This is a genomic window from Streptomyces sp. NPDC005181, from assembly GCF_040608395.1.
Taxonomy (GTDB): domain Bacteria; phylum Actinomycetota; class Actinomycetes; order Streptomycetales; family Streptomycetaceae; genus Streptomyces.
Map to the genome: position 1 here is coordinate 1 of NZ_JBEXID010000058.1, position 25,680 is coordinate 25,680.

The following is a 25,680-nucleotide window of genomic DNA, read 5'->3' on the forward strand; positions in this document are numbered from 1 at the left end:
TGCGCCTTGGGATACAGGTGTCCGATACGCTCCTGAGCCCGTTCGCGCATCCACGCGCCGTAGCGGTGCACGTCCTCCGCCAGACCTGTAGCCCGCGGCCAAGCCCCCAACCGACTCTCCGCAGCCCCCGGGAAGACGGGCGGCTGTCCCGCGAACTTCGGCGGGATCTCGATGAGGGCCTTGTTGATTAGTACTGGCACCGGGTTGAGGTCACTGGCATGTGCCTCCAGGCCCAGGCGCTGCGCCTCCAACGGGATCGTGCCGCCGCCCGCGAACGGGTCCAGAATCGCTGGCGGGTTCCCTCCCGTACTCTTGAGGATCTCCTCGCGCGCCTCGCGGTACAAGCCTTCGTCGTTGCTGTTCTCCCAAACCACCAGCCGTCGGATGATCCCGTGTAGGCGCTCGCGCTCCTTCTTCTGTTCCTCCTCTGTGGGGAACAGCTCGGGATGCGAAGACGGGTCGTCGACGAGCTGGGAGAACAGCACCGCCCGCGCCGCCGCCAAGGGCCGGCGGGCCCACCACAGGTGCAGCGTGGAGGGATGTCCGTGTCGGATCGACTTCTCTCGGGCCGACTCGGCGTTGATGTCCTCCAGCGGGAGGGAGACCTCGATGAGCTTGCGTCGAGGGACAGAACCTGACGGCGTTCCGGGCTGCACTGCGGTGTTCACCTGTTCACTTTAGATTCCGAGGCGCTCGAATGGTGCCTCGGGTGGCGTCGACTGATGAAAGCGTGTGGATCTTCTGCGTCAGCGTGGTTCTACACCGCGCTCCCATTCGGCTTTCCACTTCCGGCGAAGATCGTCGACGTACTTGTCCAAGACCAGGTCAGCGAAGGGGTTGAGCACGTAGCGGACCCGGTCGTTCGACCCGTCAGGGGTATCAGGGTCGACAGCGACCAGGGCGAGCCGGTACTCGGGCTCGGCGTTCTTGGCGTAGCCAACCTCGCTGGTGGTGACGGTGAAGTTGTCAGCGCCCAGCACTCGCCCTTTGACCTCGATGAAGACCAGGTGGCCGTCAGGCTTGAGGGAACGGATATCGAAGCCCTTATTGGAGTGCGCCATCTCCTCAGGTTCTCGGCCGAGCCGACGCTCGGCAGCCAGTACGGCGTCGACGGCCCGACGTTCGGTGACGGTGGTGTCCAGAGCGAAGCTGCCAGGTGTCGGCTGTTCGCCGTCGGCTCCCGGGATGACCGTAGCGGGCAGGACGAGCGCGGCGCTGATGATATGTGGCGGGTGCACGTTGACCTGGGTTTCGAGGTCAAGTTCGCCTTGACGGTGATCGAGCCGGGCCTCCAGCGATCGGGCGCGGTCACGTGCGGTTGCCGGCGAGATGCGGATCTTCTTGCCGGCCGCTTGCGCCTCGGCGAGCTTGATCGACTCGCCGTCCCAGTAGTTCATCTGCGCCAGCAGCCGCTGCCGTACAAGTTTGCGTGTGCGCTCGACGGCCGGGACGACGCGAGCGGCGACGTCGGCGCGATGCTCGGGGAGACCGTGCTGGATCGCCCAGGTCTGGGCGATCTTCTCCACGCCTTCGGCTAGCCAGGCCGTGGACAGCTCGGCGTTGATGGCAAGGGCCAGCGCGGTGTGCTGCTCAAGGTTCAGACCTGCCGACAGGGACAGGTCGAGGTACGGGGCGGTGCCTGCCGGCTGTGCGGTTCCGTCTGGCAGCACGGAAACGTACTCGAACCTCTTACTGATCGCGGTGCCGCGTCCGTCCGAGAGCTCTTCCAGGAGGGCGAACACGAGCTGGGGGGTGGTGATGGTCCGGTCCAGGAAGGTGGCTCCGCGGGTCAGGGCGTCGCCGTACCTGTTCAGGATCTCGGCGATGATCGCGTCCATCAGCGGATGACCGGGCGCTACGAGCTCGGCGTCCTGTCGGCCGGGTATCACCACGGCCGAGGGCTCGAAGGTGATGCGTGCGTAGCGCGGACTGACTGTACGCCGACCTTCGCGCAGGGCAGCGGGCACTTGGGTCAGCTCGAACCGGTCCTTCTCCCTCTTGGACGCCCGCCCGCCCAAAGCACGCAGGGACTCCATGACGAATGCCTGCACGAAGTGGGGCTGCATACGCCGGGCGCGGGCCTCGTCCATCTTTCGACGCAGTTCGGCCAGCTCTTCCAGCCCGATGTCCGGGGTGGCCAGTGCGCGTTCCTTGATCAGCTCCTGCAGCCCGTCGGCCACAGAGTTGTCGATGACCTGGTCCAGGTAGGCCCGGACCTCGGGCTGCTCGCCGTAGCGGATGGCTCGCATGAGCAGGTCGCGGAGGGGCTCGTCCGCGAAGGCGTTCTCCCCCAGGACGTCGAAGACCTTGCCGCCGTAGGCACGGCGCTGCTGCTCGATCTTGGTCAGCAGGCGCTGGAAGACCTGACCTTCTCTGGTCTGGGAGGCCACGAGGTTCCATAGTCGGCAGACCTCGCGCTGGCCGATGCGGTGAATACGCCCGAAGCGCTGCTCGATCCGGTTGGGGTTCCAGGGGAGGTCGTAGTTGACCATCAGATGCGCGGCCTGAAGGTTCAGTCCTTCGCCAGCTGCATCGGTGGCGATCAGGACGTGGCAGCGCGGGTCGTTGGTGAACTTGGTGCGGATCTCCCGACGCGCCTGTCGCGCGGTGCCGCCGTGGATCGTGCGCACGGCATCCCCATCGCCGCCCAGCAGGGTGGTAATGCGGCCTGCGAGGTAGTCGAGGGTGTCGCGGTGCTCGGTGAAGATGATGATCTTGCGCGGCGTGTGGTGGGCACCGCTCAGGCCATCCTCGCGGGCCTTGAGGACGAGGGAACGCAGCTCCTGCCACTTGCGGTCCTCACCCGAGGCACGCACCTGCTGGGCGATCTCCTCCAGACGTGCCAGGACCGCAAGTTCGGCGTCCAGCTCGGCTGCGGTGCGCGCGGCGGTAGCGGCGTCCAGGACCTCGCTCTCCAGCTGCTCCAGCTCGGCGGCTCCCAACTCGTCGGAGTCGAAGTCCTCTGGATCGAATGACAAAGTCTCGGACGGGGGAACGAACGGGCCCGCCAGCGTCTGCTCACGGTGGGTGCGCAGCCGGGCGATGCGGCGCCGGATCGACCGGTAGATCGCCTCAGGACTGGATGCGAGACGTCGCTGCATGACCGTGAGCGCGAAGCCGACCGTGCGCCGCTTGCCGTCGGCCTGCTCGGCCCTGTTCATCTCCGTGCGTACGTACTCGGTGACCTCTTCGTACAGGAGCATCTCCTGCGGGGAGAGGGTGTACTCGACGGTCTCAGCCACGCGCTCGGGGAAGAGCGGCTTACCCTCGAAGGTGAGCAGGTCCTCCTTGATCATCCGGCGCATCAGTCCGGTGGTGTCGGTGGAGTGCACGCCTTGGCGGTACTGGCCGTCGTACCGGTCGGGGTCCAGCAGGGCGAGGAAGGTCTGGAAGTTGGCTTCCGACCCGGAGTGCGGTGTCGCGGTCATGAGCAGGAAGTGCCGGGTGATCTTGCCGAGCAGCTGGCCCAGTTCGTAGCGGCGCGTGCGCTTGAGTTCGTTTCCGAACCAGGATGCGCTCATGCGGTGGGCCTCGTCCACGACGATGAGGTCCCATTCCGACTCGGCGAGTATGGACTGCCACTCCTCGTTGCGGGCTAGCTGGTCCATGCGCGCGATCAGCATCGGGTTGTGCCGGAACGGATCGCCGTCACGGTCAGCCTCAGCGAGGTCGCGTGTCAAGATCGCCATCTCGATCCCGAACTTTTCTGCGAGTTCGGCCTGCCACTGCTCGACCAGCCCGCCCGGGGCAACGATCAGACAACGCTGCACGTCGCCGCGCAGCAGCAGCTCCTTGAGGTACAGGCCGGCCATGATCGTCTTGCCGGCGCCCGGATCGTCTGCGAGCAGGAAGCGCAGGGAGCCGGACTGAGCCAGCATGGACCCGTAGACGGCTCGGATCTGGTGGGGCAGCGGGTCGATGTCGCTGGTCTCGACCGCCAGCATCGGGTCCGACAGGCCCGCATGCCTCATGCGCAGCGCCTCGGCGGCCAGACGGAACTGCCCGGGGTCGGCGTCGAACGACCACCGCGACCTCGGAGCCTCGGGTCGCAGCGAAGCAATGTCACTGGGGAAGAGCACTTGATCGGACAACTGCCCGAGGTCATCCCGGATCGTGACTTGCAGAGCGTGGCCGATCTCTGTGACAGCCACGACAGTAACCGTCCCCGATGACAGCCCGGTCAGGCGAATGCCGGGCTTGACATTGTCGGCGCGCATGAGCCCCCACCCTCTCCATGACCGGGCGCCGATCAACCTCGGCAGGCTGATCGTATCCAGTTCACGGCTTTTACCGGCTGCAACTGCCCGAACTGCCAATGGGTGGCCATACGCAGCCAGGCCAGCGGGCTCGGCATCGTCGCAACCGTCATCCGCCGGGACGGACGCTGGGCCGACTTACGCAGCAACGTCTGCTTTGCCCGCGCCGCCTGTGCGAACTGCGCCCACGACCCCGGCTATGCCACCTCGGGCACGCGGCGGCATCTACCGGTGATCTCCGGCCGCGCCAAATCGCGGGTTTTTGGGGATCCTCTCCCAGACAGCCTGAACATTGGGGCTCCTGTTCGCCTCCCTTTGGGGAGACGCCCCGATCCCTCACCTGCAAAACGCCAGCAACGTCGCTGGCTTGTTCGCGAACCTGTACGCCCGGCGAACGCGGTAAGTAGACAAGCACCCTGTGGCCGCGTGCTCCCTGCACCCGATAGCTCCGACGGCCGACTCAGTGCCAGAACTGGAACTTCTCCGATGATCAGCAGAAGAGCGCGCCGCGCCCTTCGCCCATCACTCGTCTGCACTCACTCCCAGGACCGCCATGCCCTCACCGCGTACCAACGCACCCTCAACCACCACCGGTTCAGACGCGCTCCTCTACCTCCTCTTCGGCCTGCTCGGCGTCGCGCTTGCCTTCGGCTCGCTGGCCTGGCTGACCGGCAACATCAGCAACTCCTTCTTCGGCGCCGGGCCCTGGGCCCCGTTCAGGGCCGCCGACGCACTGCTCCACCCCGATGTGCTGTGGCCGCACCTGAGCGCCACCGCGCTGCTCGTCAGCGCACGGATCGTCCCCGGCCTGCTGTGCGTCTGCCTCACCGTCCTCGCCCTGGTGCTGTGGATGCGGCTGCACGAAGGCGCGAAGAACGGCCTCGCCCGGAAGGCCGACCTCGCCCCGCTGCTGGACAAGCAGATCACCGCCAAGGCCCGGAGCCTGCGGCCGTCCCTCAGCGGCCTGGAGTGTAAAAGAGGTCACGCCTGCTGACCGCGGCATCCTGCTCGGCGCCCTTTCCCCTGGGCGGGCCGATGTCCGCGCGTCCTGGGAGGACGTGATCGTCGCGATCATGGCCCCACGCTCCGGCAAGACCTCCGGGCTCGCGATACCCGCGATTCTCGCGGCCCCTGGCCCGGTGCTGCTCACCAGTAACAAGGCGGCGAACGACGCTTTCACCGCGACGGTCGACGCCCGCGCCAAGGTCGGCACGATCTGGACCCTCGATCCGCAGCAGATCGCCCACCACCCGCGCGAGATGTGGTGGGACATCCTTGCCGACGCCCGCGACCTCGCCGGAGCCAAACGCCTTGCCGGGCACTTCGTCGCCGCCAGCGTCGACGACTCGACCGGCTCCGACTTCTGGTCCACCGCCGCCGCCAACACGCTCGGCGCCCTGTTCCTCGCCGCCGCCGGCCACCGACGTCCGATCACCGACGTCCTGGCCTGGCTCGCCTCCCCCGCCGACCGAACCCCGGTCGACCTGCTCACCGATGCCGGCCACCATGCGGTCGCCGCCCAGCTCCAGGGCACCGTCTCCGGCGCGACCGAGACCCGCGACGGCATTTACGAGACCGCGCGGCAGTACGCGAGCTGCCTGCTCGACCCCGACGTCGCCGCCTGGGTCACCCCCGCCAAGGGCCTCCCCGAGTTCAAGCCCTTCGCCTTCGCCACCTCCCGCGACACCCTGTACCTCCTCAGCAAGGACGGCGGCGGCAGCGCCTCCGCGATCATCGCCGCGGCAGCCGACGCCGTGATGCGCGCGGCCGTCATCGTCGCCGAACGCTCCGGCGGCCGACTCGACCCGCCCGCCCTCTGCGTCCTCGACGAAGCCGCGAACGTCTGCAAGATCTCCGACCTCCCCGACCTCTACAGCCACCTGGGCAGCCGAGGCGTCATCCCCATGACGATCCTGCAGTCCTACCGGCAGGGCCAGCGATGCTGGGGCGAAGCCGGCATGGACGCCCTCTGGTCCGCCGCCACCATCAAAATCATCGGATCGGGCATCGACGACGCCGACTTCGCCGACCGCCTCAGCCGACAGGTCGGCGACCACGACGTGCAAACCACCTCGGTGTCCACCAGCGACAGCGGCAAGTCCACCTCCATCAGCATGCGCACCGAGCGGATCCTGCCGCCCGACGCGATCCGCGCCCTGCCCAAGGGCAAGGCACTCCTCCTGGCCACGGGAATCCGGGTCGCCATGCTCGATCTGCGGCCCTGGTACAAGGAGCCCTCCGCGAAGGTGGTCGGCCCGGCCTCGGCGCGTGCGACGAAGGCCATCACCGAGCGGGCCCTCACGAAGGCCCACGGCCGCGACGACTTCGGGCTGTCGGAATGAGCGCGCCCACGCCGCGCTCCGGGCGGCTCGTACGCTCGCCGGTCGTTCTGCGTGACGGTCAGTGGTGGCTGGTCAGCGGGGCCGGCTCGATTCTCGCCACCGATCCCACGTTCACCGGCGTACTGGACGGCTTCGCCCAGGCGATGACCGCGGCCGACCAGGCGGTCGCCGATCTCCGTGCCCGGCAGAGTAAACCTCCCGCCTCCGGCGCAGGGAGTGAGTGATGAACCCGCTGCTGCGCGCGGAGCAGGCGGTACTGGGCTCCGTGCTGCTCGACCCGGGCCAGCTCTCGCATCTCGACTGGCTCGCGCCGGATCACTTCGACCGGCCGGTCCACCGGGCGCTGTTCGCCGCGCTGCGCAAGCTCCGAGCCGACGACCACCCGGCGCTGGCAGCCGACGGGGCGGTACCGCTGTCGTGGGTGACCGATGCGGTCGACGAGGCAGGCCTCCACGTACGAGGGCTGACCGCGGTGTACGCCCACACCCTGGTCTCGGCCTGTCCGCGCCCCGAACATGCTCCGGCGTACGGCCGCATGGTGCTGGAGGGGGCGATCCATCGCAGCATCGCTCAGCACGCGGTCCGCCTGCATCAAGCGGCGCGCGCCGACGCGCTGCGGGGTGAAGTCGAGGGAGCCCTGCACCACGCGGACGTTCTGAGCGGGGTGCTCGACGATCTCGCACGACGGTGGGGAACCGAGCCCCGCCCGGTCGCGCCGGCTGCTCCGCCGGTGACCGCCCCACCCTCCCCGCCGCCGACGGTTCGGGCGGACCAGGTCGCCGAGGACGAACGGTTCCTTCTTGCCGTCCTCGCTGAGCAGCCGAGGGCCATGGGCCAGGTGGTGGGCTGGCTGCGGCCGGGTGACTTCGCCGACCCGGCCCACGGGCAGCTCTACCGCTGCCTCGGCGCGCTGCACCACCGGGGTGAGCCCATTGACCGGATCACCCTGCTCTGGGAGGCGCAGCGGCGTGGTCTGCTGGCCGACGGCATGTTGTCCGGGGATCAGGTCACCGCCATCTGTGACGGTGTCGGTCCTGGTAGCGCCGAGTGGCTCGGTGAGCAGGTGATCCGTTCCTCGGTCACCCGCACCGCCGTCACATCTGCTCGCACCATTCGGGGCTTGGCAGAGAACGAGTCCCTGTCCCCTGGGCAGCTCATCAATCATGCCCTGCACGCGCTCGGTCCACTCGATGACGTGCGTACCCGCTGGCGGACGGCGAACGGCCACTCTCCGCCGTCACCGGCCCCGGCTTCTTCGTCGAACGGGCCTCCTCCTGCGCGGGTGCACGCCGCTCTCGCTCGCAGCACGCCACACCCAATCCCGCCGTCCTCGGCCCCTACCCGCTCTGCGCCCGGCCCTGCTGTCGTGCGGTCTCCCTCGCGCGGCCACAGCTGAAAGCCCCCGTCCTCTGTCCGGTCACGGTTGATGCTTCAACTTGCATGGGCATCGAGCTGCGAAGCGAGGAAAATGCTGGTCTGTTCGTCCTGAGCTTGACTCTGTCGGGGATCTTGAAGCTGTCGGGTCAGGTGCCCAGGGTTCGCCAGGATTTCGGTCGGGGTAGCTCACGCTGGTCGAGGTAGTTCTGGAAGGCAGTCGGCCGGCGGGGTGCAGGTGCGTCGTCAGTCGGTGGCAGTCTGCTGAGGCGCTCGCGTTCGTAACCTGCATGACCAGATCGACTCGTTCAAGAAGGTCGCTAACAACTCGGAGATCATTTGCAGGACAGCCCTTATCTAAGGCGGAGGACTATCTGGCAGCAGGCAGGTCGAGCCTACGCCGATGATACGTTCCGAGAACACGGAACTGACACCTTACTTCGGTCTACCGAAATGGCGCCCAGTACTACAGGGGAGCTTCGAGAGCTCGTCGTCTTCGCTGTTCGTAGTGGATGCGTCGGGCGACTGCCTGGTGGGTGCGACGCCACAGGGACTGGGTGAAGACGACGTGGTGGGGGACGGTCTGATGCCAGAGGGTCTGGTGGAGCAGGCGGCGGATCTCCTCGGCGGTGTAGTCGATCAAGGGTGCCAGGTGTTCGGCGGCGTCAGGGGTGGCCAGGCTATGGCGGGTTCGGGGTCGTCCGGGGCGGTGGCCGTCTGACGGGGTTCGCTCAGGCGGGCGGTGCGGGTGGCGCTGATGGACACGAAGGCGAACGCGGCGATGGCCAGGGCGATATGGCGGTGCCAGGGCTCCCACTTGCGGACCTCGTACTGGTCCAGGCCGCAGTCGGACTTCGCGGTCTCGAAGCAGTCCTCCACGCCCCATCGCAGCCCTGCCACCTGCACCAGTCGGGTGATCGTAGTGCCGGTACGGGCATGCACGGCGAAGTAGGCGAGCTCGGTCGGATCGCTGATCGAGCGGCGTACCAGCAGCCGGTGGTCCCAGCCGCTGCGCGTCGGCCCGGCCGGACTCGGCCAGGTCACCTCGACCAGCGCCCAGTCGTAGTAGCGCTCGCCCTTGGAGCCCGCCCCGCACGAGCGGCGCTCGAAGACCAGCGGCAATGCGGCGGCCAGGGTATCGACCCGCTCCGCGCCGCGGCCGTGGGTGGTGACGGTCTCATCGCACGGCACCGCCATCACATAGCCCTTGCCGTGGCGCTCCAGAGCGGCACGCAGTTTGCGGTCCTGCCCATAGACCGCATCGGCGGCCACGAAGGCGAACGGCACCCCGGCGCACCGGGTCCGCTCGACAAGTCGGCGGCCCAACTCGGGCTTGGTGGCCACCGCCTTGGCCCGCTGGCGGGGCACTCCGGCCTTCTTGCAGCGCCCACCATCGCCGGCCCAGGTCTTGCCGAGGTACAGGGCGAAGTCAATCAGTGCGCGACCGTACGGAGTGACATAGGCGGCGAACACCGCGACCTGGCAATTCTCCGTCTGCCCAGTGATCCCCGCATACTGCGGCGCCACCCCGACCGACATGGCGCCCTTCTTCAAGAACGCCGTCTCGTCCAGCACCAGCACCGCGTCTGGATCACCGAGATGACACACGACGAACTCCCGTACCCGATCCCGGAGTTGACTCCATTCCCAAGTGGTCTTGCGCAACAGATCCTTCACCTTGTCCGGCGTGGCGTGACCGAGATGCGCGGCGATCTGCCAGGTGTTCTTCCGCTCCACCGGCCCCAGCAACGCCTTCACGTACGAGCGAGCCGTCAGTCGCGGTTCGACCCGGCACCACAACCCGGCCAGCAGCGCGAAGAAGTCCTCGAAGCAACCGTCCCACCGCTCGACGTCCCGCCACACATCCACGCGATCCATACACAACCCAACGCATCACCCGCCCGGCAGACACGAAGCCCTCCTGTAGTACCAGGCAAACCGTCGCGCCCTGATGGGATACCTGCACTCAGTCACTTACCGCTCGACGAGCCACACTTCCACAGCGCGGCGTTTGTCATCTTTCACAATCTTCTTGTAAGAAATCTCGGATCCCACTCGAACTCGCGCGAAATCCCCTACAGGCCGAACATCCGTGGCGTGGAAAAATGTGTCTGGACTGCCGTCGGCGGGCTTGACGAATCCATAACCTTTCTCCGCCTGGATGGTTTTAACAGTTCCATAGGAGCGGTCCACCCCTTCACTCGAGCTCACTCCCAGCCATCGCGCAAGCGAAATGTTGATAGTGGTGGCCGCCTGACCTAGGTATTTGTCTGTTGTCTTGAGACGTACACCGCGAGACAGACTCCTAGCAAAATTCACGCGGTCGCGAACTAGATCATCAGCCGTCACGCCCTGAAGGCTTTCCAGAGCATCTTTCAATGCTTCGAGAATCTCCAGGCAGCCCGCGTAGTCCGCAGCCCCGTAGAGTCTACTGGCGGTAGACATTGCTGAGCGCACATAGATCTCGAGTATGCGCGACTTGATTTCTAGGGCAGTTTCTGGATTATTAAGCAACGATAGGCAAGTGTCCCGGGCAAGCTCATCATTTCCCAATTGTTGATGAGTCTTGGCGATCTCTACCCTAATCGTCGAACTTCGAGGATCGATCGTCGCGGCACGCTGTAGAAACCTGAGGCCAGCCTGTGGCTGGCCAAAGTCATTAATCAAAAAGCGGGCATAAAACCAATTCAGTGCTGAACTGTCCGAGTTGAGACCAAGCGCCTTCTCGAAAGCCGCGTTGGCTCCATGAAAGTTGTGCCCCGCAGCCCTCGCCATGGCTTCGATCCGGAAGCACTCATGATAATCAGGGGCTAGCTCATGGGCATCCTGAATAATGTCCAGTGCGATTGAAAGTTCGCCCCGGTAGATGAGACTCAAAGCTTCCAAGAGTTTGGCTGCGACACTGAAGTCCTTTGCGTCACGTAGATCGAGCGAGTTCGCGTCGTAGCGGTCACGCTTAGATTTCAAGGCGATCTGCTCACCGTAAGCAAAGAGACTCGCATTGCGATCACGGAGCCAGTGTTGCTCTTCCTCGGACACCGGATGGTGTTTTTCGAGGTAACTGAGCGCGAACTCACTCAACTCGTACTCGGTCACCACAGAATTACCGGACGTTGCAGTTCTCATGAGTACGAAATTGGTTGTGATCAGCTCGAGGATTGCGGACTGCAGCCGATTGACATCGAGATCGTTGAGGTAGGCCAATTCCGCCTGATTATGTGTGCCTGTCAAAGTTTGCATGGATCGTAGTACGAGCCTTCCGTTATCCGAAATGTACTCGTACACGTTCGACATGCAGTAGTCGAGTAGGAGCCCGCTGTTGAGGGCGTCCTCGGGGCGCCGCCCCGACTGCACTACCGAAACAAACCACTTGATGTAAAGAGGGTGGGCCGACGTCTTCTCAACGATGCCGTCTATGACGGCAGGACTCACTCCTTGCAATGCTGAAACATTTCGAATTTTAGCCAGCGAGCGAAGCAAGTTAATCGCTTCACCCTTTTCCAGAGGTTCAACCCTGATAGGCATCTCCATGGCGCCGACACCGATACGGCTGGTGATAATCACCTTGCTGCCGTTAGGAAGTTCCGCGAGAAACTCCCGCAGCTTCGCGTCGAGCACGGTCTCCAGGTTGTCCAAAATTAGCAAGACTCTAAAATGCTGCATGTACTCAAGCACTTCAGTCATTGGGTCTTCAGTAGCATTCTTCCCGCCAAGCTCTTCGGCGGCAACCCTGAGAAGCCCAAGAGAATCCTTAACGGCGCCCTGAATTCTCTTAATCTCGCCAGCTGTTAGCAGAGAATTGCGCGCAGTCGTCCATACGACTGCATCGAATGGATTGTCTGGAGAGTCCAAGATTTCGTAAGCAGCTTTGAGGGCGAGCGACGTTTTTCCAATTCCTCCGTCGCCCACTAGGCTGATCACTGGGTAGGGCCCTCGGACGTGCTTGATCAGCGATCTGACTGTGGACTTTCGCCCGACAAATCCCGTCTCATCGAAATCTGGGATAGGGAGATTATGCCTTAGCGTGGAATCGGTTGGCACGTCGAGAAACCTGATCTCGAGTCCCAACACAAAGGATGGATCCCTTTCCAGCTCCAGGAGCACCTGGTCACACCTCGGCGTATCAACCTCTGCACTAACTGAGAAATGCCTGATTACGTCGAGGGCAGTGGACAGGTCATCAAACTCCAATGGCCGCGTGTGAGCAACGCGGTTCCTTACGGGGATGAGCTTCTGCAGAAGGGGTGTATTTTCCCTAATGAAATCACGCTCACGCGCATCGAGTTCACTTCCTGCGGCATTAAGAATCTCGAACGAATCGGCAAACTCGACGTAGGGAAGCAAATCAGAAAGGCTGGGGTCCAGAGTCCCGCCTTGATCTCTCGAGAAGCGCTGGGCCGCAGTCGCCATACGGGCTTCTCCCAAAACATCCTGTACCGGAAGCCCATACGTGGCGAACTCAATGCGGAGCCTGAGGTCTTCCTCGATCGCCGACAAAAGTGCGAAGCATGTCAGACGGGTTGCGCTCAGGCCCATGCTCTTGCCCTCTCGGTACTCAGATAGAGAAGTTCAGGCTAAGGCCACCGGCGAACCATGTCATGTCGTTTGCGAACCTGGCCCGATTCGCGTCGGTTAATGCAATTTGCGCATCTTTTCCATTTGCGCGACCAGAGGTTCGCACGAGGCGACACACCAGAGGTACCTGACAGGGTTTAGGCGCTGTGAGCTGTGCAGCGAGTTGACAACCGTAGATAACGATGGCGGCACGCGACGCCGGCACTGCGGAACACCGACCGCGCAAGGGCCGGCCGACTCCCTCGCCAGCGGTGGCTCTGCCGCTCTGGAGGCAATAGGAGCAGAGCGGCGATGGGGTGCGTACGCAGCGCCGCCATCACCCGATGGGAGACGCTCACCCGCCCTGCCCCGGTGCCCACCGACGCGGCCGGACGGCTGCGTGCCGACTTCGTGGAGTGGATGCAGGGCCTCGATGCCGGCTGGGTCACCGCCACCCCGGGGCTCGGCCGCCCCGCTCAGCTCACCGCGCTCGGCAACGGTGTCGTACCGCAACAGGCCGCCCGGGCGGTGCGGTTGCTGGCCCCTCCCTTCCCTCGCTGCGCGGCGGCGTAGCGCCCGGCTATCGGGTTTTCCCGGCCGGGCCAAATCGCGGCTTCTCCGGAGCCTCTTCCCCATGTCGCCGTCCCACAGATGGAGCACGCCCCCATGCCCGACACCAGCACGACCGCCCCCGGCCCCGAGCCGTTCCGCGTCCCCGACGAGAACCTCGACGACCTCGCCAGCAGCCTCGCCAAGACCATGGCCGAGGTCAGGCAGCACGGCGTCCTCCTCGATCGTCTCGGCGCCGAGCCCACACCCGCCCCCCGACCGACCGACGGCGCTCCGGCAACAGCAGCCGGCTCCGAGCCGGCCACTGCCCCCACCTCGGTGTTCATCGTTGCCCTGGGCGGTGAGGCGTACGCCGTCGAACTCGCCGCCCTCAGTGCCTGGGTGAACCACCTCTTCCTCCCGATCTACGGGCGAGAGATCAGCACGACCCGTCCGTGGTGCGCGCTGTGGCAAGAACACCCCGAAGCCGTGGCCCGGCTGCATGCCCTCTGGCTCGCGTGGCAGCAGCTCACCGACGCCGAGGCCGGCCTGTCCGGTCCCTCGACGTGGCACCGCGACCACCTCGACCAGACGCTGGTCCACCTCCGTGCTCCCGACGGTCCGTTCGCCGCGTGCACGACGAGCCCGACCCGGCCCAACCACCGCGTGCTGGCAACTCCCGCGCCCGAGCCGTTGGGGCTGGCGGCATGAGTGACGTACTCAACCCGGGAAGGTCAATGTGAGCCACGCCCGCTTCGCCTTCGCCGCGCACCCGGACGCCATCGCTGACCTGCGCGAACTCCCCGACGAGATACGTGATCTGGCGCTGCTGGAGCTACAGAACCTGGTTCACGGTAGTGACGACTGCCTGCCATTGAGGGGCCGTCTCGCGGGTTTTCACAAGGTGTACGTCGACCCATCCGTCTCCTATCGGATGGTCATCCAGTTCCGCCCGGCCCCACCTACCTCGCACCACAAGCGCGAGGTCTATCTCGTCGCCGCGGGCAGCCGGAAGGAGTACGCGGTCTACCGCACGGCCCACCTGCGCACCGGCTCTCACCAGGACGTCGAGACAGCCTCCGCCGCCGAAGCACGCGTGCAGGCCGCACGCTCCCGCTCTCCCCACGCGGCAAACCAGCCGACGCCCCTCCCAGTGGCGGCGGCCCAGCCCACTGCCACCGCTTCCCGAAAGGCTCCCCACCGATGATCGTCGACCGCGCCCCGCTGACTCGTGCCGAACTGGCGGGCCTGCTCACAGATGCCGCGCAGAGTGTCTCCGAGATCCTCACCGCCGAGTACCCGACGGCTGCCAGCCGCTCCTATCTGTACCCCGTACTGGGTGCGCTGTCGGCCGGACCCAGGGTGTTCTGCGAGCTGAACGACCGGCTCGAAGAATTCCTGGCCGCCGAGCCGCGCCCCGCGACGCCGGCGGGTCTGTTCACCCTGGCCTCCTACGCCTCCGCCCTGGGATGGCTCACCGAGTCCCTCGCCGAGCTCACCACCTCGGTCGACCAGATCTGCACCCGTGTCGGCATCCCCACACAACCCCCGGACCCGACCTTCACCACGCCCGACGGCGACGCACAGGACAGCGAGCTCAACTTCCCCTTCAGCGACCTGGAGTTGACGGAAATCCGCACCGCCGCCAAGGCCGCCCACCTCCCGCCGGGCGACTACGTCGCCGTGCTCTCCGAGTCCCTGCTCGCCATCACCCGGATCACCGACGCCTGCATGGAAATCTCCAGCGGCCTCCTCGACGACGCCACGTACGTCCTCGGCGAAGCGACCGACCACGTCTGGATCAGCGACGGCCCAGGCCACCTGCCCACCCTGGTCCGTTCACTGCTCGCCCGGATGGAAACCATCGAGTGAGCCCCCACAACCCGTTCCAGAGCCGGTGACCCGGCTCATTTCCACGGCGCCCGTGTACGGGCCGGACGGCCCGTTCCACGGCGTACGCAGCCGCGTCCCCCTCCCCCCTTTTCCACTTCAGGAACTTCCCATGACCTTCAGCTCGGATGACGAGCAGTGGCGCGAGTACCACGTCAGCCCCCGCTACCTCGCCGGATCAACGTTCACCGGTGACCCCGCTCTCCGTCCGCTCCTCGACAGCGGCTGGTTGCTGAACGGCGACGACGTGGGCAACGTGTACGTCAACACCCCTGACCAGCGGGTCCGCCTGGCCTACCTGCCCGAGGGCGACGACGACGCCCTGTGGAAGATCACCGCGTACAGCTCGGACTACGCGACGCCACGCTGGCTGGTCACCTTCCAGAGCGGCACCCCCACCGAGATCGTCGCCGGCTTCACCACGGCGCTCGCCGCCGCCTACGCCGAGGGCCCCGATTCCTACCTCCACCACGGCAACAGCGCCCTGACCGCACTGGATGCCGGCACACCGCTGGCAGCGGCGGGCTGGAGCCACAGCTACAGCCCCGAAAACGTCTTCTTCCAGTCGCCCGACCACCTGGCCGAGGTCTACCTGCGCCACAACCACCGTGACCACACCGCCGAGATGCGGGGCCATCAAGAACGCTGGCTCACCCTTGCCGGGCCGCCAGGAAACCAGTGGTACGCCACCGCTTCCTCCTTCACCCCGCAGAGGCTGGTGACCGCGATGAACGCCGCCCTCACCGACCCGTCGCCAGTCACCCGTTACGGCTACGACCTGCAACATCTTCCCCCACAGGCCACCGCGACACCGGTCAAACCGCGCATGCCCACACCCCTGGACATCCGCCGCGCCCAGGCAGCCAACTTCCGCTCCACGGTGCTGCCAACGACTGCCGAGGCTCGTCCCGTAACCCCGTCGCCGCGTTCGCCGCCGGCTCCGCAGGCCCCGCGCTCCGGGCACGCCCGCTGACGAACACGCCCTCTCCCCGGACCATGTGGAGCCGCTCATGTCCAACACCACCGCATACGACCAGGCCACAGCCATGATCGAGAAAGCCTGGAACCGCCCCATAGACGCTCTGGAGTCCCTCGCAGTCCGCCGCCCCAGCGACGACCCGCTCCTGCGCTCGGCCATGCGCATTCGCTCGGCCTTGGTCATCACCGACAGCGCCGCGACCGTGCACCAGGACCGTCTGCACGCCCTGACCCGCCCCGGCCACGTGCCGGCCTTCTACGACCTGGAACGGATCACCAGCTCAGCGGCAGACCTTCGCGTCGCCAAGGCAGAGAGCAGTACGTCCCTGCAGGCCATCAGCCACGTGATCGAAGCCCGCGAATCCGCCGCGACCACGGCCTCGGCCCCGGCAGTCCGGCTGGCCCAGGCCGCCGTCGCCCGCTCCGGGCACACACCACGCCCCCTGGGCCAGGTACCCGATCAGCCCGCCCCTTCGGCCGCTGTCGGCCCGCTGTCGGCCCGCCGGCGGCCGGCCCGGGGCCGCGCCACTGACCGGTCAGGCGAGGTCCTCGTCGCGGTGGGCATCCCTGATGCGGGAGCCCACCGCGCGGGCCAGCTCCTCCACCGTCAACTTGACACGGCACCCCTCCGCGATCCGCTCCTCCGCCACCGCGCCCTCGTCCCAGCGCCCGCACCGCGCACCGCGCACCGACGGCCCACTGGCCGTCGGCGACCATCGCGATGTCGCCGACCGTCCACGGCCGCCCTGCCGCCCGGATCTTGCGCTCCAGCCCAGTTCCGTCCCGGTGTCTGCCCGGCTCCGCCATCCCTGCTCCCCTTCGGTTCCGTGTGCCCCGTTGCCAACCCGGATACGACAGCCGGGTCCGCCGGTCCATTCCCGGGCCGCTGGCCATCTGCTGGCGGCGGCCAGTTCGCCCACGGCAGACGCCACTTCCCCGGAAGGGACTACGGACTTCGGCTCACCGCATGCCAACGTAGATGTGTCGGGCAAAACCGCAGGTCAACGAAGGGATCGTCCAACCGTGAACGCCTCCGCGTGCCCTCCCGCACAACGTGCGTGGCCCATTCCGGCCGCCCAACGTGCAGACGCACCAGCTTTCCCCGCACCCGCCCTTCCCTACCGATCTTGGAGGCCTTCCGTGCCCCGCCACCTGACCATCGGCCATGTGCTCCGTCAGCTCCAGGAGCTTGACCCCAACCTGCCGATCCGCCTCGCCGTCAACCCCGACTTCCCCTTCGCCCACCACGTGGGAGCCGAGGTCATCGTCCGGGACGGCAAAGCGTTCATCGCCGACGACGGCCAAGAAGGCTACCTCCCGGCGGCGGTGGGCGAGGCCCTCAACTGGACATGACCAACCCCATCAACGCCCTGGAGGTTCCCACCTCGTCGCACGTCCTTCCGCTCCACAGCATCGCCGCGCACCCCATGCCGAGCGGTGTACGCGGCGCACTGGTCCAGCGTGCCTCCGTCCTGCCCGACGGGCCGCTCGACGTCACCTGGCTCGCCGCCGAGTCCCCGAGACTCCCTCTCGGACGCATTCGCTTCCGCTGGGCGGTGACTTCCCCCTCCGGCTGGGAAGTCACCGCCCACCTGGGCCTGGCCACCGCCGAGGTACACCTCGCCTCCTGGTCTGCAGCACCGCACGACTGGCCGCTTCTGGTCCGCCCGACCATCCACGAGGTGCTCGGCCTGTGCGCCGCCCTCACGGTCGCGACCGCCGCCCTCGATCTCTCGAACCGCCTCGCCCAGGTCTGACCGGGACCGCAGCACCTTCCTCCAACTCTGCAGCCAACTCGTCGAGTGGTCGGGCCTCGGCCACCGCTATCGGGATGCCTACGAGATGCGGGGACGTCCTGTGGCGTGCGTGGGTCACGGTGCGTCGGCGGGCAGCCGAGAAGCTCTGTGCAGGGCGACCGCCAGCCCTTGGCCGCCTGAGCTGCCAATGCCGCTTCTGGCAACCGTGCCGTCGGCCCTCCCTTCGCTGCCCAGACCGCATGTTCCCCACAGGATCCGAGGTCCGTCGAAGACCTGACCGCTGCGCTCTCCCTCCAGCGCGCCCCATCGACTGCTACACGGCTCGCAGGGACCGACGGGACGGCAGTGCGGATCCGTGAAGCGCTGTCACGGTCGGCCGGGCATGAGTCCGGTCGTTCCTGCCGGTCCACCCCGGGCGGCTTCGCCGTGATCCGCCCGACTGTCCAGTCGATGCAGGGGGACGAGCCGTTGTGTTCGGATGGCTGGAAGTCTCTGCCCGGCGTTGCGTCAGGTGTGATCTAGGTTACCTTCGGGGGGACTGAATGGAGAACCGTGATGATTCGGGGCTGGGAAGCCGATCCTTCTTCGCCGCTGGTGCGCCGCCTGGGTAAATCCCCCACCGAGCTCGGGACCACGGGCGGCGAGCAGGGGTGCCCGGACATCTGGGAACTGGAGAACGGGGACATCGCCGTCGTTGGCCGCGACCTCACCGATTCCTACCTGCCGATCCTGCCCCCAGGGCTTGTTGTCGCCCCGGATGAACGAATCGTCGTAATCCCCCGCAGGACAGCCGCTGCGGCGAAGGCAGACCTCCCTGATGCTTAGCTCACAGGCCCACGGCCCGGGTCAGCGTCTCGGGCTTGACGACTACTCCGAGGACTTCGGTCGCCATTTCTGGGGTTCCGGCTCCGAGGGGTTCTGGAAGCTTGAACGTCAGCAGAGCTTCCAGGAGCCCGGGGTGGAGAGCTGGGAGGCCTTCCGCAAGGGGCGCTGGGATGAGGCCCTGGCGCTGATCGAGGAACAGCGGGGGCACTACGAGGAGTACCTCCGGCGAATCGCCGAAAGCGGATTCGCCCTCCACCGTGTCCGCTGTGTGGAGGAGCCCATCGCTCCGTACCTCCAGTGGGAGCTCCACCTGCTGAACCTGAAGGCCCAGTGCGGGGAGGACACGAGAGTCCTCAGCGGGGACGGCATCCTCCGGTACGAAGCGCAGCATCCGCTTCCGGAGGTCGTGGTCCTCGGCTCCTCGGTGATGTACGAGGTGCTTTATGACGACGACGGGAAACTCGCCGGCGGTATCCGCTTCGACGATCCACGCGACATCTCCCGATGGCGGAAGACGATCCAGGAGATGCACCGGGCTGCTGAGCCGTTGGACGACTTCTTCACTCGCCGGATCACCCAACTCCCTCCGCCGACCGTGACCGAGGAATAGAGCCGAGCAATCCCGCCCCGAGCTCGGTGGAGAGTCCGGGATGGGCATAAGAGTTTCGGCCGGAAGCCTGCCGCAGCATAAGGGCTATAAATGCGCATTATCCTGATTTCATACTCCGCGCAGGGCTTCGCCCTCCTGCACCGCGTGTGCGAGCGGGCCGGGCACACGCCCGTCGCTTACCTGCACGCTCGGTCGCTGCGGCCGGGCGAGCCGTCGCGACGCGGTGCGGGCGATGTCGTGGGCGAGATCGTCGACGCCCTGCCGAACGGGATGGATCTGCTGATTCCGGGCCGGAAGAGCATGTTGCCGCACATCATCGCGGGGTACCAGGCCGATCTCATCGCCTGCTACGGCTTCCCCTGGAAGCTACCGTCGGCGGTACTCCGGTCGACGAACTTGGGTGCCATCAACGTGCATACGTCGATGCTGCCAAAATACCGAGGCCCCATTCCGGTCAACTGGGCGATCAGGAACGGCGACAAGGATATCGGCGTCAGCATCCACTGGATGGAGAGCGAATTCGACTCCGGCGGGATCCTGGCGCAGGAAGCAGGTATCGCGTTGGGCGACGATGTCGCCCCCCAGTTGTTGTGGGAAGAGGTCGACCAATACATCGAGCGGCTTCTGCCCCGCGCGCTCTCGCTGGCCGTAGCCGGTTCGCCTGGTACACCGCAGGAGGAAAGGTCGGCCACCTACGCGGGGTGGATGGAACCCGAGTTCTCACAGATCGACTGGAACACATCCAGAGAAGAGATCCACAACCAGGTACGCGCCATCAGGTTCGGCAGCTCCGGAAGATCCGGCCCAGTTGCCGTGGTGGCTGATCGTCGTCTGCGAGTTCTGCGCACATCGTTGCAGCCGGCGGACGGAATCAAGGTGATGTGTGGAGATGGACCCGTGTGGATCACGGAGTCCGCACCGGTGGCGGACTCCGAATCCTGAACGGACACCGGACCACCGCGAGTCAGTTCGGGTCTGGTGACGTTGCCTCCGCCAGGGAACGCCGGTACCGCGCGAGCTTGTCCCGGATTCCCCTCGTCCACGGGTGCTCCGGACCGAGTACCCGCTCGCGCCATTTCGTGACGATTTCCGCCTGTTCGATGGCTTCCCGGTACTCGCCGACCGCGTGCAGGACGTTGCTGAGCAGGCTTCGTGCCGCCAGCGTGATGGGGTAGCGAGCTCCGAACTGGCGTTCGTGCGCCGCCAGCGCACGGCGGGCCGACAGCAATGCTTCGGCGTGCTTTCCGGTGTTGAGCAGTGCACCTGCGCAGTTGAGGTCGGCCGACAGTGTGATCGGGTGGTCTGGGCCCAACTCACGGCGACAGTCGGCGACCAAATCCGTTCCTGCCAGTGCCTCCCGGTCCAGGTCCGGACCGGGAGGCAGTTCGAGCAGACACGCCCTCGCCTCCAGCGTCAGCGGGTGCCATGGGCCCAACAGCGCGGCTCGCCCGGCGACCGCCCGATGCATCAACTGCACGGCTTCCGTCACTCGATCGAGCCAGACCAACGGGCGGGACAGATGGAGGCAGGTGGTCAGGGTGTCCAGCGCCTCGGGACCGCAGACCCGTTCGAAGTCGTCGAGCAGCCCGCGGTGGAGATCCGCTGCCTCTTCAAGGAGCCCCAGACGATCGGTCGCCTTCCCGATCCGCTGCCGCAGGCGCAGCACCAGGACGTGATCGTTTCCCAGTCGTCGTCGCACGAGAAGCGTCGCCTGTTCGGCCATGGCCAGCGCAGATGCGTAATCGCCGGAACGATGCTGGGCCGTCACCAGAAGCAGGGCGCACGTGGCAGCGGACTCAATGGTGGCGATCGTGATCTCGGGCCAGGTGGTGACGCGGCGAAGCAGCGCCAGGACATGTGGGGCAAGGGGGGTGAGCAGGCTGTCACGCAAGCCGCGTTCCGGGGACGCGGGCAGGGAGTGCAGAAGAAGTTCGGCCGCCGTGGAAGCGAGTTGGTCGCGTTCACCGGCCGGGGTGACGCGCGCGACGCTGTCGAGCAGCACTCCGTGCGTACGCAGACAGCGAATGTCACCGGGAACGAGTTCGGTGAGCGAGTGGTCGAGCAGCCCCCGAAGCGCCATTTCCACCCGGTCCGCGGGCAGGGGCAGGTCGAGCCGGACGTTGGCCAGCAGCGACAGGGGCAGCGGGTCGTTCGACCAGCAGGCCAGAAGGCGCAGCAGGGTGACAGCCTCGGGCAGGTTCTGCCCGGCCAGAGAGTTCAGCGAAAGCTGCCACGTTCCGCTGACCAGGTGACGCGAGTCGTTGCCCGCGTCGATGGCTCCCTGGTCGATCAGTTCGATGGGATCCGAACGCTCCTGCAGACGACGCCCGTACTCCTCCATCGTCCAGGGGGCGATCACCTGGTGGGCCAGAAACCCGCCGGCCAGAGTCAGGGCGAGCGGCAGGCGACCGAGGCTGTCGGCAATGGCGGCCGCGTCCTCGGCAGAACCGGTTCCTGGGGCCAGATCGCGCAGGACCTGAGCCGCCTCCTCACGCGGCAGGACATCCACGTACAGCAACTCGGCAGCGGGCCACCAGTGGCCGGCGGCCTGCCGTGTGGTCACGAGGACGGTTCCGCGCGGGCTGGTGCGCAGCCATCCGCCGTCCCGTAGCACCGCTGGGTCATCGGCGTTGTCCAGCACCAGCAGCCATGGCACGTCGGACCGGTCGAGGTGGTCCCAGACCAGGTCCGCGGCCGCGCGTAAGCCGTTGCGTGCGGCCATCAGCTCACCGTCGCCGGCGCCACGGTCGGCGGCCACAGCAAGCATCCCGGCCCGCAGGGATGCCTGGTCGGAGGCGTTGACCCACAGGCCCAGGCGTCCGCGTTCCCGGGTGGCGTGTTCGAAGAGTGCGCACGCCACGGCCGTCTTTCCACATCCTCCCAGGCCGTGCAGGACGAACACGGTGCTTCCGGCGCCCTCGGTTACCGCCTCTTTCAGGCGTCCGACGAGTTCGCCGCGGTCCCTCAGGATCGCCGGTGCTCGGCCGATGGGCGGGTGCCTCACCGAGTCCGGGCCGGTCCAGGCGGCACCGTGATGGTGGTGCTCGATGATGTGCTGGTCTCCGGAAGCCTGGTAGACACGCCCCTGGTCAGCGGCCCGGCCGTCGTTGCGGCCGGTCACCGCTGGTCGACGCTCAGGTCACGGCCGGCCTGGTAGACGCGTGAGCTGCCGGAGGCGGTCGCACTTTGGGTGACAGCCGGGATGACAGGTGTGCCGGGGTCGAGTTCGGTCAGCAGGGTGCGCAGTTCCGCCACCAGCTCAGGGTGCGCGACCAAGAGCCGGCGGATACGGCCCTGCCACTCCGCCGCGATCTCCCGCTCGGTCTCCTCGTCGCCACTGCTCTGCGCTCCCAGGAGGTCCCGACGCGACGTGTCGAGCTGGGCGCCGACTTGCTCCTCGTGGTCCGGCCGGACACGTCGCCACAGACTGACCACGCCGTTCCGCACACCGTTCCACGTGTCGGTCGCCAGCAGCGTCGCGATCGTCGTACCGGCAGTACCCGCCAAAAGGGTGATCTCCGCGTCCATCCTTGCCCTCCCTCAATCCGGTCCGGGTTACAACTTTAGGGAGCCGACGTAGTGGCAGTACACCGGACTTTCGGCGACGTTTCGCGCCGTCGTCGGCTCACTGCCACGGACCTGTCGTCCCCGTCGTCGGCGTACCCCCCGTGTCTGCTCAGGACGGTACGACCGGAAACACTCAGCTCACTTGCCGAGATGAAGGTGCTCGGCGTAGTCGGTAGGTGACACGGGCGAGGGATGCGGAACAGGTCGCCCACGGTCTCGACCAGGCGATCAGTCGTCGTACTCATCAGGTTCACTCCTTCGGGGAGATCCCCACCTGATATCCATGGCTCTCCCACTCGGATCAGCGGCGCAGTGGGCGGTTACGCGGCTCGGTGGCGGAGTGAGCTGCTGCCGTGGGCACGGCCCGGTTGTTGGTGCGGTTGGTCGCGGTTGTGGGCTGGCTGGCACCGGCCTCCGGACGGCGGCTCGCTTCGTCCGGGTGTGCGGGGAGCTGGGCGAGGCGGCGCAGGCGCCAGACCAGGACGTCGTCCACGTCCTCGGCGGTGTCGAGTTCGCGCATGTTGACGGCCTGCTGGAGAAGGGCCTTGGGGTCGTGGCCCGCTTGCTCCGCCTGGGCGAGGGTGGCGGCCAGGGCATCGCTCTTCGTCGACGAGTCGGCCACTCGCGGCCCTTCTCCCTGCAGTGCTGCGCGGATGGTGGCCTGGTGGGTTCGGCGTTCGACTTCGGGCAGGGCGTGGCCTTGTTCGCGCAGTACCTGCATGGGCGTGACGGCGGCCTGGCGGTAAGCGGCTCGCAGGTGCTCGGCGGTCTGTCGGGCGGCGTGGGCCTGCTGAGCGTGGCCGCGGGCGGAGTGCCAGCGGGCGGCGGCGAGGGCGACCAGGACCAGGGTGGAGACGAGCATGGCGGTGGTGCCGCCGTCCTCGCCACGGCCGAAAGCACTGCCGGCCTGGATAATGCCCCGGGCCGCTGAGCGGATCGCCCGAGTGTCGGCGCGCTCCGCTCGGACGTGACTACGGGTGGCACGCTCGAAGGCACGGGCGGCTGCGCCCAGCTCGGCACGGGTGGCGGCCGGGGAGGTCTGCGCGACCGCGTCCAGGAGTTCTCCGACCCCTACGAGTTGAGCTGCGGCTTCGTCGTCGTCGCTGTCGAGCAGGACGGCGGCGCGCTCGGCGATGCCGGTGGCACTGCGTCGTTCCCGGGCGGGCGGCGACCAGTTCGGTCGGCCGCTGGTGGCGCCCGAAGGCGTCGTCTGCTCGGCAGTGCCGTCGGCCAGGCGGATGCGGATCTTCGGCAGGGAAAGGTCGGGGGCCAGGGTGGAGCCCGCGAACCAGATCGGCTCGCGGTCGCGGTTGCGGTCGCCGGGGAGTGCGACGTTGTATCCGATGGCATCGCCGGATGGGGCGTTCCGTATCTTCACGCGCAGGCCCGCCTCGCGCAGCCGGGTGAAGAACTCCTCTTCGGTGGCGGCCCCTGCGAGGGCTTGGCGGACGGCTTCGCGGAGCGTCTCGCGTGGAGCCTCGGGTCGGCCGGTGCGCTCGGCCTTGAAGCGTTCGGCGCTGGTGGGTGTCTTGGCTCCGGTGCCGTCGCCGGGTTTGAGTTGGCGCAGGCCCATCTCCTCTTCGATGCGGCGACATTCGGCCTGGGCCTTCTTGAAGTCGTAGTTCATCCTGGGGCGGCGCAGGTCGCCCCGGACCATGGTGGCCAGGATGTGGATGTGGTCGTCCGCGTGCCGCACGGCGACCCAGCGGCAGCCGTCCGGGTCACCTTCGGGGGCGAGGTTGACGGCGTGGACCAGGCGGCGGGCGACGGTGTTCCACTCGGCGTCGGTCAAGGTCCGGTCGCCGGGGTCGGTGCGGACCGAACAGTGCCAGACGTGCTCGGCCGGAGCCTTGGCGCCGGCCTGCTTGACGCGCAGGTCCAACGCGGCAGCGAGGCGGGCGAGGGTGACCTTGGGGTCGGGGTCTGGGCTGGTGTCGCGGCCGGGGTCGGGGGCGAACCCGTCCCAACTCCCAACGAGGTGGGCGTCGATGTGTTCGTCGCGTTTGCCGGGGCCGTACAGGTAGACGAGCAGGCCGTGGGTGCGTGAGCCGCGTCGGATCTTGGGGACCATCAGAGTCGCTTCTTCACCAGGGCGTCGGCCATGTCGTCGATACCTGCCAAGAGTCGGATCAGGGTCGTGAGGGCGTGGTCGAGTTCGCCGGGACGGGGCTGTCCTCCGGCGTTGCAGACGAAGGCGATCTGGTTGATGTTGTTACCGACCCGGGAGAGGGCAGTGCGCAGGGCGGCCAGCTCGTCGATGGCGGTGTCGAGTTGTTCGTTGGTGTGCAAGGTGGCCGAACCGCGGGCGGCGGCGAGGCCGGCGGCGGCGAGGAATCGGGCAACGGTGACGCCGCGCTGCGCGGCGGCGGCGGCGATTTCGGCTTTCTCAGCGTCGGAGAGGCGGGTGGTCGTCTTGCGAGTGCGCTCGCTCGGGTTGCGGCTGCGACGGCGTGGTTTGCGGTCGGGAAAGGCGGGCGTGCTCGGGCTCGGCTGCTCGCGGTGGTCGTGGCGGTCTGCTTCTCCCCCTGCGACCGGCGCCCCCTGGTGCCGGGAGTCCGGCTGGTCCTCGCGCGCCCTCGCTCGGGGACCAGCCGGACTTCCCCCGCCCTCCTGGGCGGGGGCAAGTGCATACGACGGGCTGTAGGACCGTCGTATGCGACAACTTGCTCCGCCAGGAGCCGTCGTGGGGTCACGCTGCTGTCCGGACGTGAGGACCGCCGGGTCGTTGGCGGTCACCGGGCCGTCTCCGGGTTCTGCTGCCGGATTTCCCGGACGAATTCCTCGATCCAGTCCATCGCGAGAACCGGATGGTGCAGTGTCCAGGGGCGGGTATCCGGGGTTCGTTGCACGATCCAGGTGTTGTCGGGGGCGGACTGAGTGTGGTGGAGGTGGCTGTGCTGGTGCAGGACGGCCAGCCAGGAGTCGACCTCGGCGGGGGTGGCCGGGCGAGTGCGCATGAGGTGCTCTCCGCTTCGCTT

General features: G+C 67.0%; 23 protein-coding genes and 1 pseudogene. 13 read left to right on the top strand and 11 right to left on the bottom strand.

Features of this window, described 5'->3' with window-relative positions:
- Positions 1-668 (bottom strand): DUF1156 domain-containing protein (locus ABZV38_RS28350; RefSeq protein ID WP_356331274.1); only part of this gene is annotated, 668 nt, incomplete at its 3' end.
- 78 nt (positions 669-746) lie between these two features.
- The gene (locus ABZV38_RS28355) at positions 747-4,151 is read right to left on the bottom strand and encodes a helicase-related protein (RefSeq protein WP_356331275.1); all 3,405 of its coding nucleotides are present in this window, start codon (positions 4,149-4,151) and stop codon (positions 747-749) included.
- Positions 4,152-4,809: 658 nt separating this feature from the next.
- On the opposite strand from ABZV38_RS28355, the pseudogene ABZV38_RS28360 reads away from it, so the two are divergent.
- The 3 genes and pseudogenes from ABZV38_RS28360 to ABZV38_RS28370 all read left to right on the top strand — a co-directional run bounded on the left by ABZV38_RS28360 (position 4,810) and on the right by ABZV38_RS28370 (position 7,994).
- Positions 4,810-6,598: pseudogene (locus ABZV38_RS28360) on the top strand (TraM recognition domain-containing protein).
- Positions 6,595-6,822, top strand: a complete 228-nt coding sequence (locus tag ABZV38_RS28365; RefSeq protein ID WP_356331276.1) for a hypothetical protein — start codon at positions 6,595-6,597, stop codon at positions 6,820-6,822. The pseudogene ABZV38_RS28360 and the gene ABZV38_RS28365 overlap by 4 nt, the downstream one beginning before the upstream one ends.
- Complete coding sequence (locus tag ABZV38_RS28370; protein ID WP_356331277.1) at positions 6,822-7,994, top strand: DnaB-like helicase N-terminal domain-containing protein; 1,173 nt, start codon at positions 6,822-6,824, stop codon at positions 7,992-7,994. Before ABZV38_RS28365 ends, ABZV38_RS28370 begins: the two co-directional genes overlap by 1 nt.
- A 444-nt stretch (positions 7,995-8,438) precedes the next feature.
- Here the strand turns inward: ABZV38_RS28370 and ABZV38_RS28375 are convergent, their stop codons facing one another.
- The 3 genes from ABZV38_RS28375 to ABZV38_RS28385 form a co-directional block, all read right to left on the bottom strand.
- Positions 8,439-8,615 carry a hypothetical protein gene (locus ABZV38_RS28375; RefSeq protein WP_356331278.1) on the bottom strand — a complete coding sequence of 59 codons (177 nt, stop codon included), beginning with the start codon at positions 8,613-8,615 and terminating at the stop codon, positions 8,439-8,441.
- Positions 8,612-9,850: an IS701 family transposase gene (locus tag ABZV38_RS28380; RefSeq protein WP_356331279.1), complete on the bottom strand. Its 1,239-nt coding sequence runs from the start codon at positions 9,848-9,850 to the stop codon at positions 8,612-8,614. The genes ABZV38_RS28375 and ABZV38_RS28380 overlap by 4 nt, the downstream gene beginning before the upstream one ends.
- A 96-nt stretch (positions 9,851-9,946) precedes the next feature.
- On the bottom strand, positions 9,947-12,469 hold the full coding sequence (locus ABZV38_RS28385; protein WP_356331280.1) for an NB-ARC domain-containing protein: 2,523 nt from the start codon (positions 12,467-12,469) through the stop codon (positions 9,947-9,949).
- Positions 12,470-12,838: 369 nt separating this feature from the next.
- Between ABZV38_RS28385 and ABZV38_RS28390 the strand changes: the two genes are divergently transcribed.
- The 5 genes from ABZV38_RS28390 (at position 12,839) to ABZV38_RS28410 (ending at position 15,938) form a co-directional block, all read left to right on the top strand.
- Entirely contained in the window at positions 12,839-13,099 is a 261-nt protein-coding gene (locus ABZV38_RS28390; RefSeq protein ID WP_356331281.1) for a hypothetical protein, read from the top strand.
- Between the two features lie 93 nt (positions 13,100-13,192).
- Entirely contained in the window at positions 13,193-13,786 is a 594-nt protein-coding gene (locus ABZV38_RS28395; protein WP_356331282.1) for a DUF4913 domain-containing protein, read from the top strand.
- A 28-nt stretch (positions 13,787-13,814) separates the two neighbouring features.
- The gene (locus tag ABZV38_RS28400; protein WP_356331283.1) at positions 13,815-14,282 is read left to right on the top strand and encodes a hypothetical protein; all 468 of its coding nucleotides are present in this window, start codon (positions 13,815-13,817) and stop codon (positions 14,280-14,282) included.
- Complete coding sequence (locus ABZV38_RS28405) at positions 14,279-14,947, top strand: hypothetical protein (protein ID WP_356331284.1); 669 nt, start codon at positions 14,279-14,281, stop codon at positions 14,945-14,947. The genes ABZV38_RS28400 and ABZV38_RS28405 overlap by 4 nt, the downstream gene beginning before the upstream one ends.
- 130 nt (positions 14,948-15,077) lie before the next feature.
- Positions 15,078-15,938: a DUF317 domain-containing protein gene (locus ABZV38_RS28410; protein WP_356331285.1), complete on the top strand. Its 861-nt coding sequence runs from the start codon at positions 15,078-15,080 to the stop codon at positions 15,936-15,938.
- 541 nt (positions 15,939-16,479) lie between these two features.
- Here the strand turns inward: ABZV38_RS28410 and ABZV38_RS28415 are convergent.
- Positions 16,480-16,632 carry a hypothetical protein gene (locus ABZV38_RS28415; protein WP_356331286.1) on the bottom strand — a complete coding sequence of 51 codons (153 nt, stop codon included), beginning with the start codon at positions 16,630-16,632 and terminating at the stop codon, positions 16,480-16,482.
- Between the two features lie 451 nt (positions 16,633-17,083).
- Between ABZV38_RS28415 and ABZV38_RS28420 the strand changes: the two genes are divergently transcribed.
- The 5 genes from ABZV38_RS28420 (at position 17,084) to ABZV38_RS28440 (ending at position 20,077) form a co-directional block, all read left to right on the top strand.
- Positions 17,084-17,296, top strand: coding sequence for a hypothetical protein (locus ABZV38_RS28420; RefSeq protein WP_356331287.1), 213 nt, complete (start codon positions 17,084-17,086; stop codon positions 17,294-17,296).
- Positions 17,293-17,700, top strand: coding sequence for an esterase (locus ABZV38_RS28425; protein ID WP_356331288.1), 408 nt, complete (start codon positions 17,293-17,295; stop codon positions 17,698-17,700). The genes ABZV38_RS28420 and ABZV38_RS28425 overlap by 4 nt, the downstream gene beginning before the upstream one ends.
- Before the next feature lie 555 nt (positions 17,701-18,255).
- Positions 18,256-18,525, top strand: coding sequence for a hypothetical protein (locus tag ABZV38_RS28430; protein ID WP_356331312.1), 270 nt, complete (start codon positions 18,256-18,258; stop codon positions 18,523-18,525).
- Positions 18,518-19,135, top strand: coding sequence for a DUF6879 family protein (locus tag ABZV38_RS28435; RefSeq protein ID WP_356331289.1), 618 nt, complete (start codon positions 18,518-18,520; stop codon positions 19,133-19,135). The genes ABZV38_RS28430 and ABZV38_RS28435 overlap by 8 nt, the downstream gene beginning before the upstream one ends.
- A 90-nt stretch (positions 19,136-19,225) precedes the next feature.
- Entirely contained in the window at positions 19,226-20,077 is an 852-nt protein-coding gene (locus ABZV38_RS28440) for a formyltransferase family protein (protein WP_356331290.1), read from the top strand.
- Between the two features lie 22 nt (positions 20,078-20,099).
- Here ABZV38_RS28440 and ABZV38_RS28445 read toward each other — a convergent pair whose 3' ends face one another.
- The 5 genes from ABZV38_RS28445 to ABZV38_RS28465 all read right to left on the bottom strand — a co-directional run bounded on the left by ABZV38_RS28445 (position 20,100) and on the right by ABZV38_RS28465 (position 25,659).
- Positions 20,100-22,256, bottom strand: a complete 2,157-nt coding sequence (locus tag ABZV38_RS28445) for a tetratricopeptide repeat protein (RefSeq protein ID WP_356331292.1) — start codon at positions 22,254-22,256, stop codon at positions 20,100-20,102.
- Positions 22,253-22,663: a hypothetical protein gene (locus tag ABZV38_RS28450; protein WP_356331293.1), complete on the bottom strand. Its 411-nt coding sequence runs from the start codon at positions 22,661-22,663 to the stop codon at positions 22,253-22,255. Before ABZV38_RS28450 ends, ABZV38_RS28445 begins: the two co-directional genes overlap by 4 nt.
- A 340-nt stretch (positions 22,664-23,003) precedes the next feature.
- Positions 23,004-24,773 carry a mobilization protein gene (locus ABZV38_RS28455; RefSeq protein ID WP_356331294.1) on the bottom strand — a complete coding sequence of 590 codons (1,770 nt, stop codon included), beginning with the start codon at positions 24,771-24,773 and terminating at the stop codon, positions 23,004-23,006.
- Positions 24,773-25,438, bottom strand: a complete 666-nt coding sequence (gene mobC / locus ABZV38_RS28460) for a plasmid mobilization relaxosome protein MobC (RefSeq protein ID WP_356331295.1) — start codon at positions 25,436-25,438, stop codon at positions 24,773-24,775. Before mobC ends, ABZV38_RS28455 begins: the two co-directional genes overlap by 1 nt.
- Entirely contained in the window at positions 25,435-25,659 is a 225-nt protein-coding gene (locus tag ABZV38_RS28465; protein WP_356331296.1) for a hypothetical protein, read from the bottom strand. The genes mobC and ABZV38_RS28465 overlap by 4 nt, the downstream gene beginning before the upstream one ends.
- Positions 25,660-25,680: the final 21 nt, after the last annotated feature.

Coding starts and splice junctions, on each gene's coding strand:
- ABZV38_RS28365 (WP_356331276.1), top strand. CDS start 6,595: ATGAGCGCGCCCACGCCGCGCTCCGGGCGGCTCGTACGCTCGCCGGTC.
- ABZV38_RS28370 (WP_356331277.1), top strand. CDS start 6,822: ATGAACCCGCTGCTGCGCGCGGAGCAGGCGGTACTGGGCTCCGTGCTG.
- ABZV38_RS28380 (WP_356331279.1), bottom strand. CDS start 9,850: ATGGATCGCGTGGATGTGTGGCGGGACGTCGAGCGGTGGGACGGTTGC.
- ABZV38_RS28390 (WP_356331281.1), top strand. CDS start 12,839: ATGGGGTGCGTACGCAGCGCCGCCATCACCCGATGGGAGACGCTCACC.
- ABZV38_RS28395 (WP_356331282.1), top strand. CDS start 13,193: ATGCCCGACACCAGCACGACCGCCCCCGGCCCCGAGCCGTTCCGCGTC.
- ABZV38_RS28405 (WP_356331284.1), top strand. CDS start 14,279: ATGATCGTCGACCGCGCCCCGCTGACTCGTGCCGAACTGGCGGGCCTG.
- ABZV38_RS28410 (WP_356331285.1), top strand. CDS start 15,078: ATGACCTTCAGCTCGGATGACGAGCAGTGGCGCGAGTACCACGTCAGC.
- ABZV38_RS28425 (WP_356331288.1), top strand. CDS start 17,293: ATGACCAACCCCATCAACGCCCTGGAGGTTCCCACCTCGTCGCACGTC.
- ABZV38_RS28430 (WP_356331312.1), top strand. CDS start 18,256: ATGATTCGGGGCTGGGAAGCCGATCCTTCTTCGCCGCTGGTGCGCCGC.
- ABZV38_RS28435 (WP_356331289.1), top strand. CDS start 18,518: ATGCTTAGCTCACAGGCCCACGGCCCGGGTCAGCGTCTCGGGCTTGAC.
- ABZV38_RS28440 (WP_356331290.1), top strand. CDS start 19,226: ATGCGCATTATCCTGATTTCATACTCCGCGCAGGGCTTCGCCCTCCTG.
- ABZV38_RS28450 (WP_356331293.1), bottom strand. CDS start 22,663: ATGGACGCGGAGATCACCCTTTTGGCGGGTACTGCCGGTACGACGATC.
- ABZV38_RS28455 (WP_356331294.1), bottom strand. CDS start 24,773: ATGGTCCCCAAGATCCGACGCGGCTCACGCACCCACGGCCTGCTCGTC.
- ABZV38_RS28465 (WP_356331296.1), bottom strand. CDS start 25,659: ATGCGCACTCGCCCGGCCACCCCCGCCGAGGTCGACTCCTGGCTGGCC.